Consider the following 19039-nt stretch of genomic DNA (forward strand, 5'->3'; position numbering starts at 1 on the left):
GAATGAGAAGACGGTGCCTAGTGCCCGTCTTTTTGCATATTTACCAGCATGTTGACATGGTTGATTGGAATACGGATCTCTGCCTGACCATAGGCACTACGGAAAGCAGTGATTATACGAACACACTTTTGGGGAAATAGATGAGAATGAATGTTAGATAAAGGGGCGAAGAGAGCGGATGATTCAGTTCGAAAATGTATCAAAACAATATCCTGATGGAACTACAGCTTTGCGTCAGGTTAACCTCAACATTAACAAGGGAGAACTGTTTGTCATGATTGGCCCGAGTGGATGTGGCAAAACCACCATGCTTAAAATGATCAACCGTCTAATTGAGCGAACAGATGGAACAGTGCTCATTAATGGGCGCTCAATTGATGAATACAACATTCACGAATTGCGCTGGAATATTGGATATGTGCTGCAACAGATTGCACTATTCCCGCATATGACGATTGCCGAAAATATTGCGGTTGTTCCTGAACTGCGAAAATGGAAGTCGGATCAAATCAAGAAGCGCGTACATGCGCTGCTGGATATGGTTGGATTGCACGGAGATACGTACAGTGAGCGCAAACCTGCCGAATTATCAGGTGGACAGCAGCAACGAATTGGTGTGTTGCGTGCACTCGCTGCCGATCCCGAGATTGTATTGATGGATGAACCGTTCAGTGCACTCGATCCGATGAGCCGGGAGAAATTGCAGGACGATATACTGGATATCCAGCGGCAGATGAAGAAAACAATTGTGTTTGTCACCCATGATATTCAGGAAGCGATGAAGCTGGGCGATCGCATCTGCATTATGAAGGATGGAGAAGTATTGCAGGTAGGTACACCGGAAGAGCTGATCCTGCAACCAGCGAATGACTTCGTACGTGACTTTGTCGGCAGTCCTGATGCAGACACGAGTTCACCATCCGTATTTGATCTTGAATCCATCATGTCACCACTCTCACCTGGTCATGTGCCCAAATCTGCTAAAACTGCTGTTCCTGTATCAACTACGCTACCGGAGTTGGTTGAGATTATGAGTTCTCACGACCATTTGCTGGTTGAACATAACCGACAGATTATTGGCGAGATCAATCGGGCCGATCTGATGAAATACTGGTCTGTTCAGTTACAGGAACGAGGTGAGGGACATGAGTAGATTTACGGAGGTGTTCAGCGAACGTAAAGGCCAGTTATTGTCTGCTCTCCTGGAACATATTCAGATCTCATTTATCGCATTGTTCTTTGCTGTCCTCATCGCTATTCCACTTGGTATATACCTGACACGCAAACCAAGAGTGGCTGAACCGATTATCGGGGTTACGGCTGTGTTGCAGACGATTCCATCCCTGGCGCTTCTCGGATTACTCATCCCGTTATTCGGCATAGGAACACTTCCTGCAATTATTGCACTGGTTGTATATGCGCTGCTTCCTGTACTCCGCAACACGTACACAGGCATATCCGAAGTCGATCCCTCCATGGTCGAAGCGGCGAATGCGATGGGCATGAATAGTTGGCAGCGTCTGATCAAAGTGGAACTGCCACTGGCGATGCCTGTCATTATGGCCGGGATTCGGACCGCTATGGTCCTGATTGTAGGAACGGCAACACTTGCTGCCTTGATCGGCGCAGGAGGTTTAGGTGCATTGATCTTGCTGGGCATTGATCGGAATGATACGGCACTGATCATCCTTGGAGCCATTCCAGCCGCCTTGCTGGCGATTTTATTTGATGTACTATTACGTCAGTTCCAGCGGTTATCCTTCAAAAAAACACTGGTTACCCTTGGTTCGCTCGCAATAATCGCGATACTTGTAATCACAATTCCCTTCTTGGCACGTGGAGGGCAGAAGGATCTCGTGATTGCTGGCAAACTGGGAGCTGAACCGGAGATTCTGATTAACATGTACAAATTGCTCATCGAAAAAGAGACGGACCTGACTGTTGAACTAAAACCCGGATTAGGCAAAACGCCATTCCTTTTCAATGCACTCAACTCAGGTGATATCGACATCTATCCCGAATTCACCGGGACAGCGATCTCCGAATTCATGAAGGAAACAGCAGTTAGCACCGATCGGACAGAGGTGTACGAACAGGCAAGAGAAGGAATGCTGAGCCAGTTTAACATGGTGCTATTGAAACCTATGGATTATAACAATACGTATACGTTGGCCGTCCCACAGCACATCGCAGATCAATACAATCTCAAGACCATTTCGGATCTCAAACCGGTGGAACAGCAAATAAAGGCAGGATTCACGCTTGAATTCTCCGATCGGGAAGACGGTTATCTTGGCATTCAGAAGAAGTATGGAATTGAATTCCCGAACGTTGCAACCATGGAACCGAAGCTTCGCTATGGAGCTGTTCAACGTGGCGATATCAACCTCGTAGATGCTTACTCCACCGATAGTGAGTTGAGACAATATGAACTCGTTGTGTTGGATGATGATCAGGAATTGTTCCCGCCGTATCAAGGTGCGCCGATGCTTCGTCAAGAAACGGCAGATCAATATCCACAACTGGTTGAGGTGCTGAATCAGCTTGCTGGCAAAATTACGGATGACGAGATGCGTCAGATGAACTATGACGTGAATGTAGATGGAGCGAATCCTGAGCAAGTGGCTGCAGAGTACCTTAAACAGGCTGGATTACTGTAACTTTAGGCGTCTCTACAATAGATGTATCCAGAGGATGAGGAGGAACCGTGATGACACAAGAAACCTATGACTTGATTGCGATTGGCACAGGAAGCGCTGCAAGCTCTGTAATCACCCGTTGCGCTGAAGCTGGTTGGAAAATCGCTGTAATTGATGAACGTGAGTTCGGAGGAACCTGTGCGCTGCGTGGCTGTGATCCCAAGAAAGTGCTGGCTGGAGCGGCTGAGCTGATGGACTGGAATGAACGGATGCAAGGGAAAGGAATTCAGGGACAGGCGACCATCAACTGGTCTGAACTTATGGCCTTTAAGCGAACCTTTACCGAGAACATACCCAGAGCAAGTGAAGATCAATTCAAGCAGGCAGGAATGGAAACGTTCCATGGTAAAGCTTCATTTGTCGATGAAGACCATATTCAAGTTGGAGAAGAGATCCTTCATGGCAAACACATCCTGATAGCAACCGGTGCAAGACCTGTGCCACTTGAAATTGAGGGCTCAGAGCATCTGATATATAGTGATGACTTTCTGGATCTGGAACAGCTGCCGAGTCGATTAGTGCTGGTAGGCGGTGGATATATTGCATTTGAATTTGCACATATTGCGGCCAGAGCCGGGACGGAGGTCCATATCCTGCATCGGAGTGAACAGCCGCTGAATTCATTTGATGCAGAGCTGGTAGAAGCTTTGTTGCAAAAATCAAAAGAGATTGGCATCCATGTTCACTTGAACGCGGAGGTGAAGTCCATACGGCAAGAGGGGAACACCTATGTTGTTCATGGTACACGCAATGGTGCGGATCACCAGTGGCAATGCGGACTTGTCGTTCATGGAGCCGGGCGTGTTCCTAATTTGGATGGGTTGGAATTGGAGAAAGCCAACGTCAGCTACAGCAAAAAGGGGATTACAGTGAATGAGTACTTGCAAAGTGAAAGTAATCCCAGAGTGTATGCTGCTGGTGATGTAACTGACACCCGAGGGTTGCCTTTAACCCCGTTGGCAGGTCAGGAATCCCGGGCTGTATCGTTCAATTTGTTAGAGGGGAATCAACACAAACCCAATTATAAAGTGATGCCTTCCATTGTGTTTACTGTCCCTGCGCTTGGTGCTGTAGGCATGAGCACGGATCAAGCCAAAAAAGAGGGCTACGAGGTGCAGGTAAATGATATGTCGAAATGGTATACTTACAAGAGAACTCATGAAAAATTTGCCATGGCCAAAGTGGTAATCGATAAGTCAACCGGTCGCATTCTGGGTGCGCATGTACTCGGAAGCAAAACAGAAGAATTGATTAACCTTTTTGCAATGGCGATTCAGTTCGATCTGACCATCGATCAGTTAAACACCATGAATTTTGCATATCCTACTGCTGCATCGGACTTGGGTTCTCTAATGTAGAAGTGATGATTAACGCCCCTTGGGACAGAAGGAAGGATGGAAATAACGATGTCATCGGATTTTATAGGACTTCTTGAAGGCAAGTGGACGAAGGAACCCGTTACTGCACGGATGGATGGGGATCGTTTCGTTGTGGAAGCTCAGGAAGGCAGTGACTTCTGGGAGAAAACATTCTATGGGTTCTGTCATCGGGATGGACACGCCATACTTGCTCCATGGGACGGAACGGAAGCGATTGAGGTATCGTTTGATCTAAGCTCATTCACCGAGTTATATGATCAGGCGGGATTAATGTTATGGTATGGAGAAGACCAATGGATCAAGGCCGGAGTTGAGGTCAATGATGGCGTGGCACATGTTGGAGCCGTCGTGACGGATACGTATTCGGACTGGTCGCTCTCTCCTGTACCAGAGTGGGGTGGACGAATTGTAACAATCAGAGCCTCCTACAGTAACGAGGCCGTTGTCATTCGTGCTCGCACAGATGAGCATCCTTGGCGTACGATTCGGGTTGCACGGTTTGCCCATCCAACGGACAAACACGCAGGCCCATTTCTGTGTGCACCGAAGCGTGCGGGATTCGAGGTAGCTTTTACCAAGTGGAGATCCACGACACCCGATGAGGACTTACACACAGATCCACCGATTACAGATTAAATCAACTTGTGATGCACGATAAAAGATAAACAATGAAACATGAATAACAATATCCGGCTTTGAAAGCAAGGAACACAAATAAGCAAGCCTTCCATTAATGGAGGACTTGCTTATTTTCGTGTATACATTTTGGACCATGGAGAGTGCTCCGAGTACTCATTTTATCATTTACCGGTGACACAAGTTTTTTTGCATGTACAACGAGAGTCCTTGCAAACTTTTTGAGTTTAACGTTTATTTACTCGTGTCCGTATCCGGGGACTTGGGGTTGGTCTCTTTTTCACCCTCATCCTCATTGGACTTATTGAATTCACGCATACGCTCCTCATAATCATCCAGGAACCATAATGGGTCCATGCTGTCTTCCTCACCGTTATAATTGATTACGATTTCTTCGCCAGCCTTGATGTCTGTATACGCGTAGAAGTCAAAGGTGTGGTTATCAAAATTGATATCATACGTAGCGTTAGGTTCATAGGAGTGGTTGATCAAACTGCCGTAACCGAGCAGAATGGCGGTATGATTCGCCCCATATTCGAACACGTAATCTTCCAGGATCGTTTTTTCGACATGCTCATGATCTTCATTCGGATAAGGCACGACGGGTGCCTGATGGATAAGCGTTCCTTTGGCAATATCAACGGTAGCAAATACTCCGCGGTTAAACTCACCACCATCACCCAACTTGGATTGTTTCACTTCAATCATATTGTTCACCTGATGCTCTTTGAAGAGCTCCGTTCTATATAGTAGTAATTCGTTAAGGCAAAATTTTAACCCATACTTTCACATAAGGCAAATTTCAGACAAAAAGGTGCAATATTTTTGAATATGGCGTTGAGTTGTGCAGGATATAACGCTTATAATATACAAAGAATTAAGTCTATATAGAAAAGGTGTCATGAATGAGCATATTAAATGTAGAAAAATTAAGTCACGGTTTTGGTGACCGTGCTATCTTTAACGACGTATCATTCCGCCTGTTGAAGGGCGAACATATTGGTCTGATCGGTGCTAATGGTGAAGGTAAATCCACCTTCATGAACATTATTACAGGGAAACTTCAGCCGGATGAAGGCAAAGTGGAGTGGTCCAAACGGATGCGTGTAGGTTACCTGGACCAGCATGCTGTATTGAACAAAGGCCAATCCATCCGTGACGTGCTTCGCGGCGCGTTCCAGTATTTGTTCGACATGGAACAGGAAATGAATGATATGTATGGCAAAATGGGCGATGTGACTCCCGAGGAGCTTGAACAACTTCTTGAAGACGTGGGCACGATCCAGGATACACTGACTAACCAGGATTTCTACATGATCGACGCCAAAGTGGATGAAACTGCACGTGGTCTGGGTCTGACGGATATCGGATTGGACAAGGACGTCAATGACCTGAGTGGTGGACAGCGTACCAAAGTACTGCTTGCCAAGCTGCTGCTGGAAAAACCCGATATTTTGCTGCTCGATGAGCCGACGAACTATCTGGACGAGTTGCATATTGAATGGCTAAAACGTTATTTGCAGGAATATGAGAATGCTTTTATTCTGATCTCTCATGATATTCCGTTCCTGAACAGTGTCATCAACTTGATCTACCACATGGAGAATCAGGATCTGACCCGTTATGTGGGTGACTATGATCATTTCCAGGAAGTGTATGAGATGAGAAAACAGCAATTGGAGTCGGCGTACAAACGCCAACAACAAGAGATTGCTGACCTCAAGGACTTTGTAGCCCGGAACAAAGCAAGTGTGGCAACTCGTAACATGGCAATGTCCAGACAGAAGAAACTCGACAAGATGGAAGTCATTGAGATTGCCAAGGAAAAACCGAAACCACAGTTCAATTTCCGTGATGCAAGAACGTCGGGCAAGCTCATTTTCGAAACCAAAGGTCTTGTGATTGGTTATAATGAACCGTTGTCCAGACCATTGGATCTGCGTATGGAGCGGGGACAAAAGATCGCCCTCGTTGGTGCAAACGGAATCGGTAAAACAACCCTGATGCGCAGTATTCTGGGTGAAATTCAGGCTCTGGAAGGAACCGTTCAACGCGGTGAACATCTGGAGATTGGTTATTTCCAGCAAGAGATGAAGGATGCGAACTATAATACCTGTATTGAAGAGATCTGGCAGGAGTTCCCTTCGTATACCCAATTCGAAGTGCGTGCTGCACTTGCAAAATGTGGTTTGACTACAAAACACATTGAGAGCAAGGTAGCTGTACTCAGTGGTGGCGAAAAAGCCAAAGTGCGTCTTTGTAAATTGATCAATAACGAAACCAACCTGCTTGTACTCGATGAGCCGACGAACCATCTGGATGTAGATGCCAAGGAAGAGTTGAAACGTGCGCTCAAGGCTTACAAAGGCAGTATTCTTCTGATCTCCCATGAACCGGAATTCTACCGTGATGTAGTTACGGAGACGTGGAACTGTGAGTCATGGACAACGAAAGTATTCTAAAATAGAGGTTGTTCAAAAGTCACGCACTAATAATACGAGAGAGCTTGCGAACAAGCTCGAACGGTGAGAAAAGGCGCGAATTTTGCTTGCATAGCAGGCGGAACTCGCGCCTTTTTTGCGTAGTTATAACGAAAATTGTTTGCGCCCAATTCACAGTTGACAGCTTGAATATGGCAATAATATAATTCAGGAAAGCGATTACATTTTCGTGATAGAAACCTGTTTCACTGCATAGGGGCAAGGACGAGACGGTATTCCGTATGGGTATCATTGCACTTAGAAGGGAGGACAGGTCTTTTTTTTGCACTTCAATGAAACCGGTTTCATTAAAATAAGGAGGTGGACTAGACTCTCTATACTGACCGTTGGCTGCTGAGGATAGGCTGCTGAACAACACCGCGCTCTCAAGAACCATGCTTTCATCTTTCATGCCAAAGGAGAGAATGAACATTGGATAAACTCAGGAAACCCATGATATTCATGTTATCTGCAACACTTGCGCTGTCTTCCGGACCGTTGATGCTGCCGAGTAAGGCGTATGCCGATCTGAGCAGTATACCCGTCACGTTGTTGCAGGACGATTTTTCGGATGGGAATTACACGGAATCACCTGCGTGGAACGTAAGTTCAGGCAACTGGGAAGTGATTGTTGACCCCACAGATGCGTCCAACTTCACGCTTTTCCAGAGCGATACCAATGAAGGCATCATCTCTACTGGAGACTCCATGTCGGACATGACCGTGTCCATACGCTTCTATACGGGAGCCGGTCAGGGGTATCCGGGAATATTGCCGCGGTTTCAGGATAAGAGCAACTTTTACTATTTTCAAATGCAGGTTCCCAATAATAAACTCATTTTCTCCAAACGGGTGAACGGATCAGATACAACGTTGAAAACGGTGGACTATGCATTTGCCAAAAATACATGGTACACCCTAAAAGTGGTGTTATCCGGTACCACCATTCGCGGGTATATCGCGGAAAACGGCTCCGATCGGTTGGTATTCGATCTGGTTGATCCTACATACGGGTCAGGTACCGTGGGCATTCGGAATAAGTGGCAATCGGTACATGCAGATGACGTGACCATTGCCGAGCGACCGCCGGAGAACGATATTCAGCTTTCCATTGCCGAGCAGACGGCGTCTTCGGTTTCCTTGCAATGGTCTGAATTCGAGGGTGCATCAGGCTATCGCCTGTACCGTTCCTCTACGCCTGAAGGCGGTTATTCTCTAGTAACCAACACCGGAACATTGGGGCACACGGATGAAGGATTAAGCGGGGATACGGTCTACTATTACAAGCTCGCCTATGAATACGGAGGATTAACTGAATCATTATGGACTGCGCCGCTGGAAGTTCGGACGACTGCGGCGGCACCACAGGCTCCGGCTGAATTAAAGGCCCTAGCACTTAACGCGACCAGCGTCCAGTTGTCTTGGCCCGCTGTGGATAAGGTGACTGGTTATCGCGTGGTTCGAGCCGAAGCTGGCAGTGAGCAATACGAGCAGATCTACGAAGGGAAGGGGCTTACATTCACGGATAAGGCACTAGAGCCGGGCAAGAGCTATGGCTATCGCGTAACGGCTTTTAACGCAGCCGGGGAGTCAGCATTCACCGTTGCAGAAGCCACTACGTACTCCATCGACTCTCCTGAAGAGTTTGCTGCCACAGCTGTGACGGATACATCAATCTCTCTGGGGTGGAATGCCCTTAACGGATCTGATGTAACGTATACGCTCTCCAGGTCTACCAGTGCTACGGGGACGTATCAGCAGGTCTATAGTGGCAACGAAAGCACATTTAATGATAGTGGTCTGACGATGGGCACAGGATATTTTTACACCATTCAGGCGACCGTTGACGGCGTAACTTCTCCAGCATCCGCACCGTTGGGTGTTGCCACACTTCGCACAAGCATCACACCAGGACAATTGTGGCCAGATCTGGAAGGTAAACCGATCGATGCGCATGGAGCTGGTTTTTTCTACGATGAACAGACGGAGACCTATTACTGGTATGGTGAATATCATAAGGGCGGCTGGCCAGCGGTTGGTGTGCGTGTGTATTCATCCAAGGATCTGATGAACTGGACGGACCGAGGCATGGCGCTAACAACACTGCAATCCATGGATGATTTTGACAATGACCCGTTAATCTCCAAATTGTATGCGGGTCGTGAGGACCGCGTGGATATCTGGGCAGATATTCGCAAAGGACGGATCATTGAACGACCAAAGGTCATCTACAACGACAAAACGAAGAAATACGTGATGTGGGCCCACATGGACGGCGACAAGGACCCCTATAACGATAATGCGAACTACGGTAAGGCGAGAGCCGGTTATGCGATCAGCGACTCTCCAACTGGACCTTTTGTATATCAGAAGAGTTACCGGATGGACAGAGCCCCGGAAGGGGAGAAAGATTACTTTCCAAGTGATAAGGGTATGGCACGTGACATGACGTTGTTCAAGGATGATGATGGCACCGGTTATCTGATCTACTCCAGCGAAGAAAACCTGACGCTTTATATCTCCAAACTGAATGAAGACTACAGTGACGTAACAGGGTGGCATAAGGAAGGACGAACGGATGACAAAGGCAATCCGGTACGTGATTCCACCTATCAGGCTGAGTACGGCGTAGATTACGTGCGTGTGTTCCCTGGAGGGCAACGTGAAGCACCGGCGATGTTTAAGTATCAGGGAAAATATTATATTTTGACTTCCGGAGCTTCCGGCTGGGCCCCTAACGAAAACAAAGTGACGGTGGCGGATAACATTTTTGGCCCGTGGTCAACACAGACCAATCCGTTTGTGCGAACGTTGCCGAGTGATCCCGATCCAGGCAAGGCATTTGGCACACAGACGACATCCGTCATTCCGGTCGATCCGGAAAAAGGCAAGTTCATATACGTGGGGGATACGTGGAATGGTGGCAATTTCTCAAATGATGCTGCAAAATACGTGTTCTTGCCCATTGAGTTTGGAATAGGCTCGGATATCGCGATCAAGTGGTATAACAGCTGGACACCTGATCTGCTGAATTCGATGGGCAAGGTGGATATCGCTGATCCCTTGCCAGAAACCGTGGCGCTTGGCAAAGTACCATCCTTGCCAACAACATTGAATGTACGCGACGGTGATGAACTGGTGTCAACGCCAGCCGTATGGACCATTGACAACCGGGCGATGACGGCAGAAGATTTTGCTAAGCCAGGACCGCTTACGTTGCAGGTAACGACACCGGAATATAACAACAAAAAGCAGGCGGTTCGTGTAAACGTCATTCCAGAGAATGCACTATATTTTGTGAATAGTGGAGGTTACGAAACGGCTGATTACAATCTTATGGGTACCTATATGAAAGGAACACTTGCCAACCCGGGAACGGCGGATCAGATGTACGCTCCGGCAGAGGGTAGAGATTGGGGATATACCAGCGCAGATGCACTTGCATCCGGTTCGAATGGCGGGGATATATTCTCGACCGTACGTTATCTGAACGGTGGCAATGTCAGCAACTCCCCTAAAGGCACGGACTTAACCTATAGATTTGATGTGCCAAACGGGACATACGATGTGTACGCCGGATTCAACGATCCGTGGACCAATGCATCGCGTAGAGCGAATTTTATGATCAATGGCACGAATACCGGTGCAGTTACTTTTACGCCTGCCAGCGTTAGAGCCCACAAAGGCATCAGCGTGTCGGACAACAAGCTGGAATTGACCGTGCGTAATACGGCATCGCAGGACCCGATGATTAGTTGGATTATGATCGTTAAACCCGACGCCGTACCTCCTACAACTGATAGTGCTGGCCTTCATGCTGAGGCGTTCGATTCAACGAGCGCAACGCTTCAGTGGGATGCTCATCTTGGTGCAGCAAGCTACAAGCTCTACCGCTCAGATCGTGAGCAAGGTGAGTACAAGGTGGTCTATAACGGCAATGGACGGGAGTACACGGACAGTGAACTGAACCCCGGCACGGAATATTATTACAAAGTGGAAGCTTTGGATGCGACGGGGCAATCCTTGAGAGGTGTATCTTCCGCTTATCAAGTGCACACGGCTCAGCAGAGCGCTGCCGGTGTAGCTACAGGCATTACGGCACTGGAACAGCCTTCCGCAGATGCAAAAAAACTGAAGTTACCATCCGTGCCACAAGGTTTCACGGTGAAGATCGCTTCCAGTTCGGTACCGACTGTCATTCAAACCGATGGAACGATTGTCCCACCATCGAAGGAAACAACAGTAACATTGGAGTTGGAAATTACTCGAACGTCTGACGACAGTAGAGCCCTGACTGTACCGTTGACGGTGAAGGTGCTTGCATCTGTTCCTTCCCCTGGAGGTACGGACCCTGGTTCGGGCAGTAATCCAGGCGGCAATTCCGGTGGGAATTCAGGAAATGGTTCTGGTTCAGGCAACAATGGCGGACAATCAGGAAGTGGGAGCCCAAGTGCAGAGAATGCTGTACCACAACCTAAACCGGAGAAAGACCGTTCCGTTCTGGAATTGCAAGGACAGTCTGACCAGAAGGGTGTAGTGCAGTCCAACGTGGATGCTTCAACGATTAAAGAGGCTTTTCAAGTTGCCCCCTCAACAGATACGGGTCAGCGCTTGGTCGAACTCCGGCTGAAGCCGGTTTCGGGAGCAACTGCATATGAAGTATCTCTGCCTGCCTCCGTGTTAACAGATCAGGGTGAGTCACATGTGTTCAATATGGTTACAGAGCTGGGGATGTTGGAGCTTCCTGCGACACTATTAACGAAGGATGTCGTTGGTGATGGGGTTGCATCAATCCGATTGGTCAGAACGGAGTTACCAAAAACAGTCGCAGATCAGCTTGGCACGCAATATGGAGTCCAGCTTGAACTTCAACTGGATGGTCAACCATGGCCATCGGAAAGCGAGTTAATACTTCGTCTGCCTTACCAATCATCACAAAATGCTCAGCAGGATCGGATTGTAGCATTTGCCATTGGTGCGAACGGTGTCGCAAGTCCATTGCCGCAAAGTTACTATGATCCAAATAGCGGGCAGCTTGTATTTTCCTTAACACCACTCACACTCACAGGAAATTTTGCTGTTGTTTCTGTGGAGCAGGCATTTGCAGATCTTGCAGAAGTGCAGTGGGCCAAGAAAGCGATGGAAGCATTGGCTGTCCGAGGTGTAATTGATGCAGAGGCACGTGGTGATTTCACGGAGTTGCATCCAAAACAGGAGATGTCCCGAGGCCAATACATGCAGTGGTTGATGACTGCGCTGGGTTTGAATGTTTCTTCCGGGAATGCGTTCACTGATGTAAACGAAAAGGCTCCATATTACGAAGCAGTTACAGCTGCGCGTTCGCTAGGTATCACCAGTGGTACCGGTGACGGGCGCTTCTTGCCAGAGTCGACGATCACTCGTCAGGAGATGATGACATTGACTGTTCGCGCACTTGCAGCGGCTGGACTGGTTGATTCCGAGAAGGCTGGAACAGATAACCTTACTCGTTTCCGTGATGCTTCCGAGATTCGTTCTTATGCCCGGGATAGTGTGGCATTGCTTGTGGATCTGGGCATCGCCCACGGGTACAACGGTGAGGTGAAACCACTTGCCGAAGCGACCCGAGCCGAATCGGCTACGTTGTTATATGCAATGATGAGCAAACTGCTATGGAAGAAATGAGGGTACATCCGAATCGTAGCGTGTGAGAAAGAAGGCTTACTTTGACCTGAAACCAGGTTGGAGTAAGCCTTCTTAATTGTACGCCAGCCATGGGCGAGAAGTAATTCACTCAACGAACATGTAGCTTGGTGTAGTTTTACAGTTGTTATCTGTGACTTGGATGAATATTATCTGTAATGTCTGCGAATTGTTAATTGTAATGTTTGCCGATTTGGTATGCTTGCTCCAGCAAGCTTTCGATATGTTCTTTGGATTCTGAAATGGTTTCATAGAGGAATTCAACTCGGGATTCCTGCATTCTTGCATAGCCTGCGATTCCGTTATTCAGATAATTGGAAATCATGTTGTAATAGTCGTATTTATGAAATGAAGCCTCCGTCCCCCCAGCTAGTGCAATCCACAGTGCCTTTTTGGAGTTTGCCTTGTTCAGAAGTCCCATGTTCCATACCTTGTCCAGATACGCTTTGAGCATGGAGGGAACGTTGTACCACCAGATCGGGAAAACAAATACAATGGCATCAGCCGCCAGCACACGATCCAGCTCTTTGCGAATCACAGGGGCATGCTGTTTATCGGGATTTTGCCAGTCTCGCTCATCTTCTACGCCATATAATGGATCGAATCCGTCATGATATAGATCGAGGATATCGATTTCATGGGAATTCTCCTGCATACCTTCTATAAAACGATTCATCACGGCAAATGTTAGGGAATCTTGTCTTGGGTGAGTAACGACCAGTTTAACTTTCATGTAGGAGTAACCATCCTTTTTTCTTTTTTATTTTGGTTAAACATTCTGACCAATGTTATTATAAGATTCATGACATCTTTTTGAGAAGTACGCACCTGAGAGTGCTGTAGATACCTTCGAGTTCTTCGGTTACTTTTAATAACGGGATACATATATGTGAATTATGGGGGAGTACACGTGGAACATGAAATGAAAAAATATGAGAGTGGTGTGCAGGCGATGCTGGAACTGGTCGGTGGAAAATGGAGGATTCTTATTCTGCATCAGCTGATATCAGGTAAAAAACGAACAAGCGAACTTCGCAGAGCCATTCCCGGCATTACCCAGAAGGTGTTAACTCAGCAGTTGCGTGAACTGGAAAAAAATGAAATCATCCATCGAATTATTCATCCCGAGATTCCGCCCAAAGTAGAGTATGAGCTGACAGAGTACGGCTTGACACTACAGGACATCATTGACCGCATATGTCTGTGGGGGGAGAACCATTTGGACAGAGTATACGGAGATAAAAGCAGAGTGCTGGGAGATCATTTTAGTGACTATATTCCACTTTCAACTTCAACTTGAGCAGGCCGTCAAATTAAAAATAAAACAAAACCGTCCTTGATTTGAAAAGGAGGGCTTTTGTTGCTTTTTGTCCTTTATCAGCGAAACTGATAAATGCTATAAAATCATTGAAATTGACCCTCAACACCCGGTGTGTTAGGTTTTAGAGAGAAGAAATTAAATTAATGTGATGATTTTAGTCGGAATTAAAATCGAAGCAATGCGCGAGGTGGCAAACAGTGGAACTTCAAGTGACAAACAGCCCTTTTAATCAAGAACAAGTTGAACTGCTTAATCGTCTTATTCCCACGTTGACCGATGGACAACGGACTTGGTTGAGCGGATATATTGCAGCCATTCAGGCAAGCGCAACAATAGCGGCTCCAGCTAACCTTGTGCAGGTTGCACCAACTACAGGTACTGCACCAGTCAGTGCTCCGCCAGTATCCCGGGAAGTTACCGTGCTCTTCGGTTCACAAACGGGTAATTCCAGCGGCCTATCGAAGAAGCTGGCCAAGAAACTTGAAGAGCAGGGTCTTCAAGTCACGTTGTCATCGATGGGAGATTTCAAACCGAACGGACTTAAGAAAATTGAAAATCTCCTCATCATCGTCAGTACACATGGCGAGGGCGAACCACCGGATAATGCGATTCCGTTGCATGAATTCCTGAACAGCAAACGGGCTCCGAAGCTTGAAGGACTTCGTTACTCGGTGTTGGCTCTGGGGGATACCTCGTATGAGTTCTTTTGTCAGACAGGTAAGGACTTCGATAAACGATTGCAGGAATTGGGGGGTACAGCCCTTGTACCGCGTGTAGATTGTGATGTTGATTTTGATGAACCGGCTGCGGAGTGGATGAATGAAGTATTGGCATCCTTAAGCAGTACATCTGCCGTTGCGAGCACGGTAACTACTGAGGCTGTTACAGCTGCGGTGAGCGGCGGGGAATCCGAATATGATCGCACGAACCCATTTAAGGCTGAAGTGTTGGAGAATCTCAATCTGAATGGCAGAGGATCGGATCGTGAAACACGTCACATTGAGTTGTCTTTGGAAGGCTCCGGCCTGGATTACGAGCCTGGTGACAGCCTTGGGGTATTCCCTGAGAATCACCCTCGTCTTGTTGATGAATTGATTGCAGCCATGGGATGGAATGCCGATGAGCGCGTGACCGTGAATAAAAACGGGGATCAGGCATCTGTGCATGAAGCGTTGCTGCGTTATTTTGAAATTACAGCGGTTACGAAACCGGTCGTGGAACAACTTGCGAAACTGAATCCTGAGAGTGGCCTGACAGCGTTACTCGCAGATGATTCCGAATTCCGTACAGTCATGCATAGCTGTGATCTGCTGGATCTGGTTCAGGATTATAATCTGAAAGGTATTCCTGCTGCAGAATTCGTAGCTGTTCTTCGCAAAATTCCGGCACGTCTGTATTCGATAGCAAGTAGTTCGAAGTCTTTCCCGGATGAAGTTCATCTTACCGTACGTAAGGTACGTTATGAAGCACGTGGCAGAGAACGTTACGGTGTATGCTCGGTACATCTGGCTGAACGAATCGAAGCTGGGGACACCCTGCCTGTATATATACAACATAACCCGAATTTCAAGCTTCCTGAGAATCCGGATACACCGATTATCATGGTTGGTCCAGGTACAGGTGTAGCGCCGTTCAGATCTTTCCTTGGTGAGCGTGAAGAAACAGGAGCAGAGGGCAAGACGTGGCTGTTCTACGGAGATCAGCATTTCTCCACCGATTTCTTGTACCAGACGGAATGGCAGCGTTGGCTCAGAGATGGTGTACTCACGAAGATGGATGTAGCCTTCTCCCGTGATACGGAACAGAAAGTGTATGTACAACATCGTATGCTGGAACACAGCAAAGAACTGTACCAGTGGCTTCAGGAAGGCGCAAGCGTATATATCTGTGGTGACGAGAAAAAAATGGCACATGATGTGCATGCTGCGCTCACCACGATTCTTGAACAAGAAGGCGGTTTATCGCCTGAGCAGGCATCGGAATATCTGACACGGTTGCAGCAGGAGAAACGTTATCAGCGGGACGTCTATTAATAACCGGCCCAGCCGGATTGCACCATCCCGCAGAGACGAGAGGAGAAAGCAGCATGGCCTATAATAACTTACTTAACCCACAGCGCACGAATAGCGATGTGGAAGATATAAAGATCAAAAGTGATTACTTGCGTGGGAGTCTGACCGAAACGTTGGCTGATCGCATCACGGGTGCCATTCCAGAGGACGACAACCGTCTGATGAAACACCACGGCAGTTATATGCAGGATGATCGTGACCTGCGTAATGAGCGTCACAAATCCAAGCTGGAGCCTGCATACCAATTCATGTTGCGTGTACGTGCTTCCGGTGGCATTGTCACCCCGGAGCAGTGGTTGATGATGGACAGAGTGGCACATAAATATGCGAATCAGACGATTCGTCTGACCACACGTCAGTCTTTCCAACTGCATGGTGTACTGAAGTGGGATCTTAAGAACACCATTCGTGAAGTAAACGATTCGTTGCTAAGCACACTGGCTGCATGTGGGGACGTAAACCGTAACGTCATGTGTAACCCGAATCCGAATCAATCCGATGTGCATGCTGAAGTGTATGAGTGGGCATGTCAGGTGAGCAATCATCTGGACCCACGCACACGGGCTTATCATGAGCTGTGGCTGGACGGTGAGAAAGTGATTGATTCCCAGGATTCCAACGAAGAAGTTGAACCAATCTATGGCAAAGTGTATTTGCCTCGTAAGTTCAAGATCGGTATTGCTGTACCACCATCCAATGATGTGGATGTTTATTCACAGGATCTTGGCTTTATTGCTATTGTGGAGAACGGGAAGCTGCAAGGCTTTAACGTTTCCGTTGGCGGCGGGATGGGGATGTCTCATGGTGATGCCAAAACCTATCCTCAGGTGTCCAAAGTCATTGGTTTCTGTACTCCGGGGCAAATGATTGATGTCGCTGAGAAAACAGTTATGATTCAGCGTGATTATGGAGATCGTGCCGTTCGTAAACATGCTCGTTTCAAATACACGCTGGATGATCGTGGTGTGGAGTGGTTTGTCGAAGAGCTGACCAGCCGTCTGGGATGGAAACTGGATGCGGCCCGTCCGTATCATTTTGAGTCGAACGGAGACCGGTATGGTTGGGTCAAAGGCAATAATGGCAGATGGCACTACACGCTGTTCATTCAAAATGGTCGTGTAAAGGATGTTGATGGATATCCTCTCATGACGGGTTTACGTGAAATCGCCAAGGTGCACACGGGTGATTTCCGTCTGACTGCCAACCAAAATCTGATCATCGGTAACGTTAGCAGCCAGAAGAAGAAAAAGATTGAAGCACTCATTCAGCAGTATAACCTGACGGATGGTGCACATTACTCTGCGCTGCGCAGAAGTTCGATGGCTTGTGTTGCACTTCCAACCTGTGGTCTGGCAATGGCTGAGTCCGAACGTTACTTGCCGTCCCTGATTGACAAACTGGAGCCTGTACTGGACGAGGCTGGGCTGAGAGACGAAGAAATTGTCATTCGGATGACCGGCTGCCCGAACGGATGTGCAAGACCGATGCTGGCGGAGATTTCGTTTATCGGTAAAGCACCAGGTAAATACAATATGTATCTGGGTGGCAGCTTCACTGGCCATCGACTGAATAAGCTGTACAAAGAAAACATTGGTGAAACCGAGATTCTGGACACGTTAACGCCAATGGTGAACCAGTATGCCAGAGAGCGCAATGAAGGTGAACATTTCGGAGACTTTGTCATTCGTGCGGGCTATGTTCCTGAAGTGTTGGATGGTCGACAATTTCACGCTTAATTGACCGGTTAAGATGAACTGAAGTAGGACAGATTTAGGGACGGAAGCATTCCTTATGGGATGCTTCTTGTTTGCTATATATGGAGTGAATAGAGTAACGTTAGTTGCCGCTGAGAGATTAGGAGAGGATAAACTGTGGCTAAACTTCATATGGAGATGGATAATCGCCATAGTTATTCCCATTATTTCGTGGGTATTAACTTGTTGAAGTACGTTCAACAAGATATAATGACATAGTAGAAAGCAGATTACATGTTGAAAGTGAGCGGAAACGATATGGGTCGTAAGTGGAATAATATCAAGGAAAAGAAAGCTTCAAAAGATGCAAACACGAGCCGGGTCTACGCTAAATTCGGCGTTGAGATCTATGTAGCTGCCAAGAAGGGCGAACCGGACCCGGAAGCGAACCGTGCACTGAAAGTCGTGCTGGAACGTGCCAAAACGTATAATGTACCCAAAGCCATTATTGATCGTGCGATGGAAAAAGCAAAAGGCAGCGGGGATGAGAACTATGAAGAGCTGCGTTACGAAGGCTTCGGACCAAACGGTGCGATGGTCATCGTTGATGCACTTACCAACAACGTCAATCGTACAGCGCCGGAAGTGCGCTCTGCGTTTAACAAAAATGCTGGCAACATGGGTGTCAGCGGTTCTGTTGCTTACATGTTTGATCCTACAGCGGTTATCGGTGTAGAAGGCAAGAACTCCGAAGAAGTATTGGAAATTCTGCTTGAAGCAGACGTGGATGTACGTGATATCGTGGATGAAGACGACGCTGTAATTGTATATGCAGAACCGGATCAGTTCCACGCTGTACAAGAAGCATTCAAAGCTGCGGGTGTTACCGAGTTTACCGTAGCCGAGCTGACGATGCTTGCGCAAAACCATATTGAACTTCCAGAGGATGCACAAGTTCAGTTCGAGAAACTGATCGATGCGCTTGAGGATCTTGAAGATGTTCAGCAGGTCTACCATAACGTAGAGTTCGTTTAAGAGAACGAGACGATACGTGGTTTGATTGCATAAAAAGAGTG

General features: G+C 47.5%; 12 protein-coding genes. 10 read left to right on the forward strand and 2 right to left on the reverse strand.

Annotation, left to right across the window (positions count from 1 at the left end; genetic code table 11):
* Positions 1 to 178 precede the first annotated feature (178 nt).
* Genes ACE3K2_RS09210 through ACE3K2_RS09225 form a run of 4 tightly spaced genes read left to right on the forward strand, consistent with a single transcriptional unit; the run spans position 179 to position 4714 of the window.
* Complete coding sequence (locus tag ACE3K2_RS09210; RefSeq protein ID WP_421889111.1) at positions 179 to 1153, forward strand: ABC transporter ATP-binding protein; 975 nt, start codon at positions 179 to 181, stop codon at positions 1151 to 1153.
* Complete coding sequence (gene opuFB, locus ACE3K2_RS09215; protein ID WP_421889113.1) at positions 1146 to 2660, forward strand: osmoprotectant update ABC transporter permease/substrate-binding subunit OpuFB; 1515 nt, start codon at positions 1146 to 1148, stop codon at positions 2658 to 2660. Before ACE3K2_RS09210 ends, opuFB begins: the two co-directional genes overlap by 8 nt.
* Positions 2661 to 2710: 50 nt before the next feature.
* Positions 2711 to 4057: a dihydrolipoyl dehydrogenase family protein gene (locus tag ACE3K2_RS09220; RefSeq protein ID WP_421889115.1), complete on the forward strand. Its 1347-nt coding sequence runs from the start codon at positions 2711 to 2713 to the stop codon at positions 4055 to 4057.
* A 48-nt stretch (positions 4058 to 4105) separates the two neighbouring features.
* Positions 4106 to 4714 carry a DUF1349 domain-containing protein gene (locus ACE3K2_RS09225; protein WP_421889117.1) on the forward strand — a complete coding sequence of 203 codons (609 nt, stop codon included), beginning with the start codon at positions 4106 to 4108 and terminating at the stop codon, positions 4712 to 4714.
* Between the two features lie 234 nt (positions 4715 to 4948).
* On the opposite strand, the gene ACE3K2_RS09230 is transcribed toward ACE3K2_RS09225, so the two are convergent.
* The gene (locus ACE3K2_RS09230) at positions 4949 to 5422 is read right to left on the reverse strand and encodes an SET domain-containing protein (protein WP_421889119.1); all 474 of its coding nucleotides are present in this window, start codon (positions 5420 to 5422) and stop codon (positions 4949 to 4951) included.
* A 197-nt stretch (positions 5423 to 5619) separates the two neighbouring features.
* On the opposite strand from ACE3K2_RS09230, the gene ACE3K2_RS09235 reads away from it, so the two are divergent.
* Both ACE3K2_RS09235 and ACE3K2_RS09240 read left to right on the forward strand, forming a co-directional pair.
* On the forward strand, positions 5620 to 7176 hold the full coding sequence (locus ACE3K2_RS09235) for an ABC-F family ATP-binding cassette domain-containing protein (RefSeq protein ID WP_339302689.1): 1557 nt from the start codon (positions 5620 to 5622) through the stop codon (positions 7174 to 7176).
* 450 nt (positions 7177 to 7626) lie between these two features.
* On the forward strand, positions 7627 to 12858 hold the full coding sequence (locus tag ACE3K2_RS09240; RefSeq protein WP_421889121.1) for an S-layer homology domain-containing protein: 5232 nt from the start codon (positions 7627 to 7629) through the stop codon (positions 12856 to 12858).
* 190 nt (positions 12859 to 13048) lie between these two features.
* On the opposite strand, the gene ACE3K2_RS09245 is transcribed toward ACE3K2_RS09240, so the two are convergent.
* Positions 13049 to 13609, reverse strand: a complete 561-nt coding sequence (locus tag ACE3K2_RS09245) for an NAD(P)H oxidoreductase (protein WP_341007180.1) — start codon at positions 13607 to 13609, stop codon at positions 13049 to 13051.
* Between the two features lie 189 nt (positions 13610 to 13798).
* Here ACE3K2_RS09245 and ACE3K2_RS09250 point away from each other — a divergent pair, with 189 nt between their 5' ends.
* The 4 genes from ACE3K2_RS09250 (at position 13799) to ACE3K2_RS09265 (ending at position 18998) form a co-directional block, all read left to right on the forward strand.
* A complete protein-coding gene (locus ACE3K2_RS09250) occupies positions 13799 to 14176 on the forward strand; it encodes a winged helix-turn-helix transcriptional regulator (RefSeq protein ID WP_421891114.1) in 378 nt (125 codons plus the stop codon).
* A 218-nt stretch (positions 14177 to 14394) separates the two neighbouring features.
* Positions 14395 to 16230, forward strand: coding sequence for an assimilatory sulfite reductase (NADPH) flavoprotein subunit (locus ACE3K2_RS09255; RefSeq protein ID WP_421889123.1), 1836 nt, complete (start codon positions 14395 to 14397; stop codon positions 16228 to 16230).
* Positions 16231 to 16283: 53 nt separating this feature from the next.
* A complete protein-coding gene (gene cysI / locus ACE3K2_RS09260; protein ID WP_421889125.1) occupies positions 16284 to 18005 on the forward strand; it encodes an assimilatory sulfite reductase (NADPH) hemoprotein subunit in 1722 nt (573 codons plus the stop codon).
* A gap of 276 nt (positions 18006 to 18281) precedes the next feature.
* Complete coding sequence (locus tag ACE3K2_RS09265) at positions 18282 to 18998, forward strand: YebC/PmpR family DNA-binding transcriptional regulator (RefSeq protein WP_421891117.1); 717 nt, start codon at positions 18282 to 18284, stop codon at positions 18996 to 18998.
* Positions 18999 to 19039 lie beyond the last annotated feature (41 nt).

It is taken from the genome of Paenibacillus sp., from assembly GCF_048976745.1.
GTDB lineage: Bacteria > Bacillota > Bacilli > Paenibacillales > Paenibacillaceae > Paenibacillus.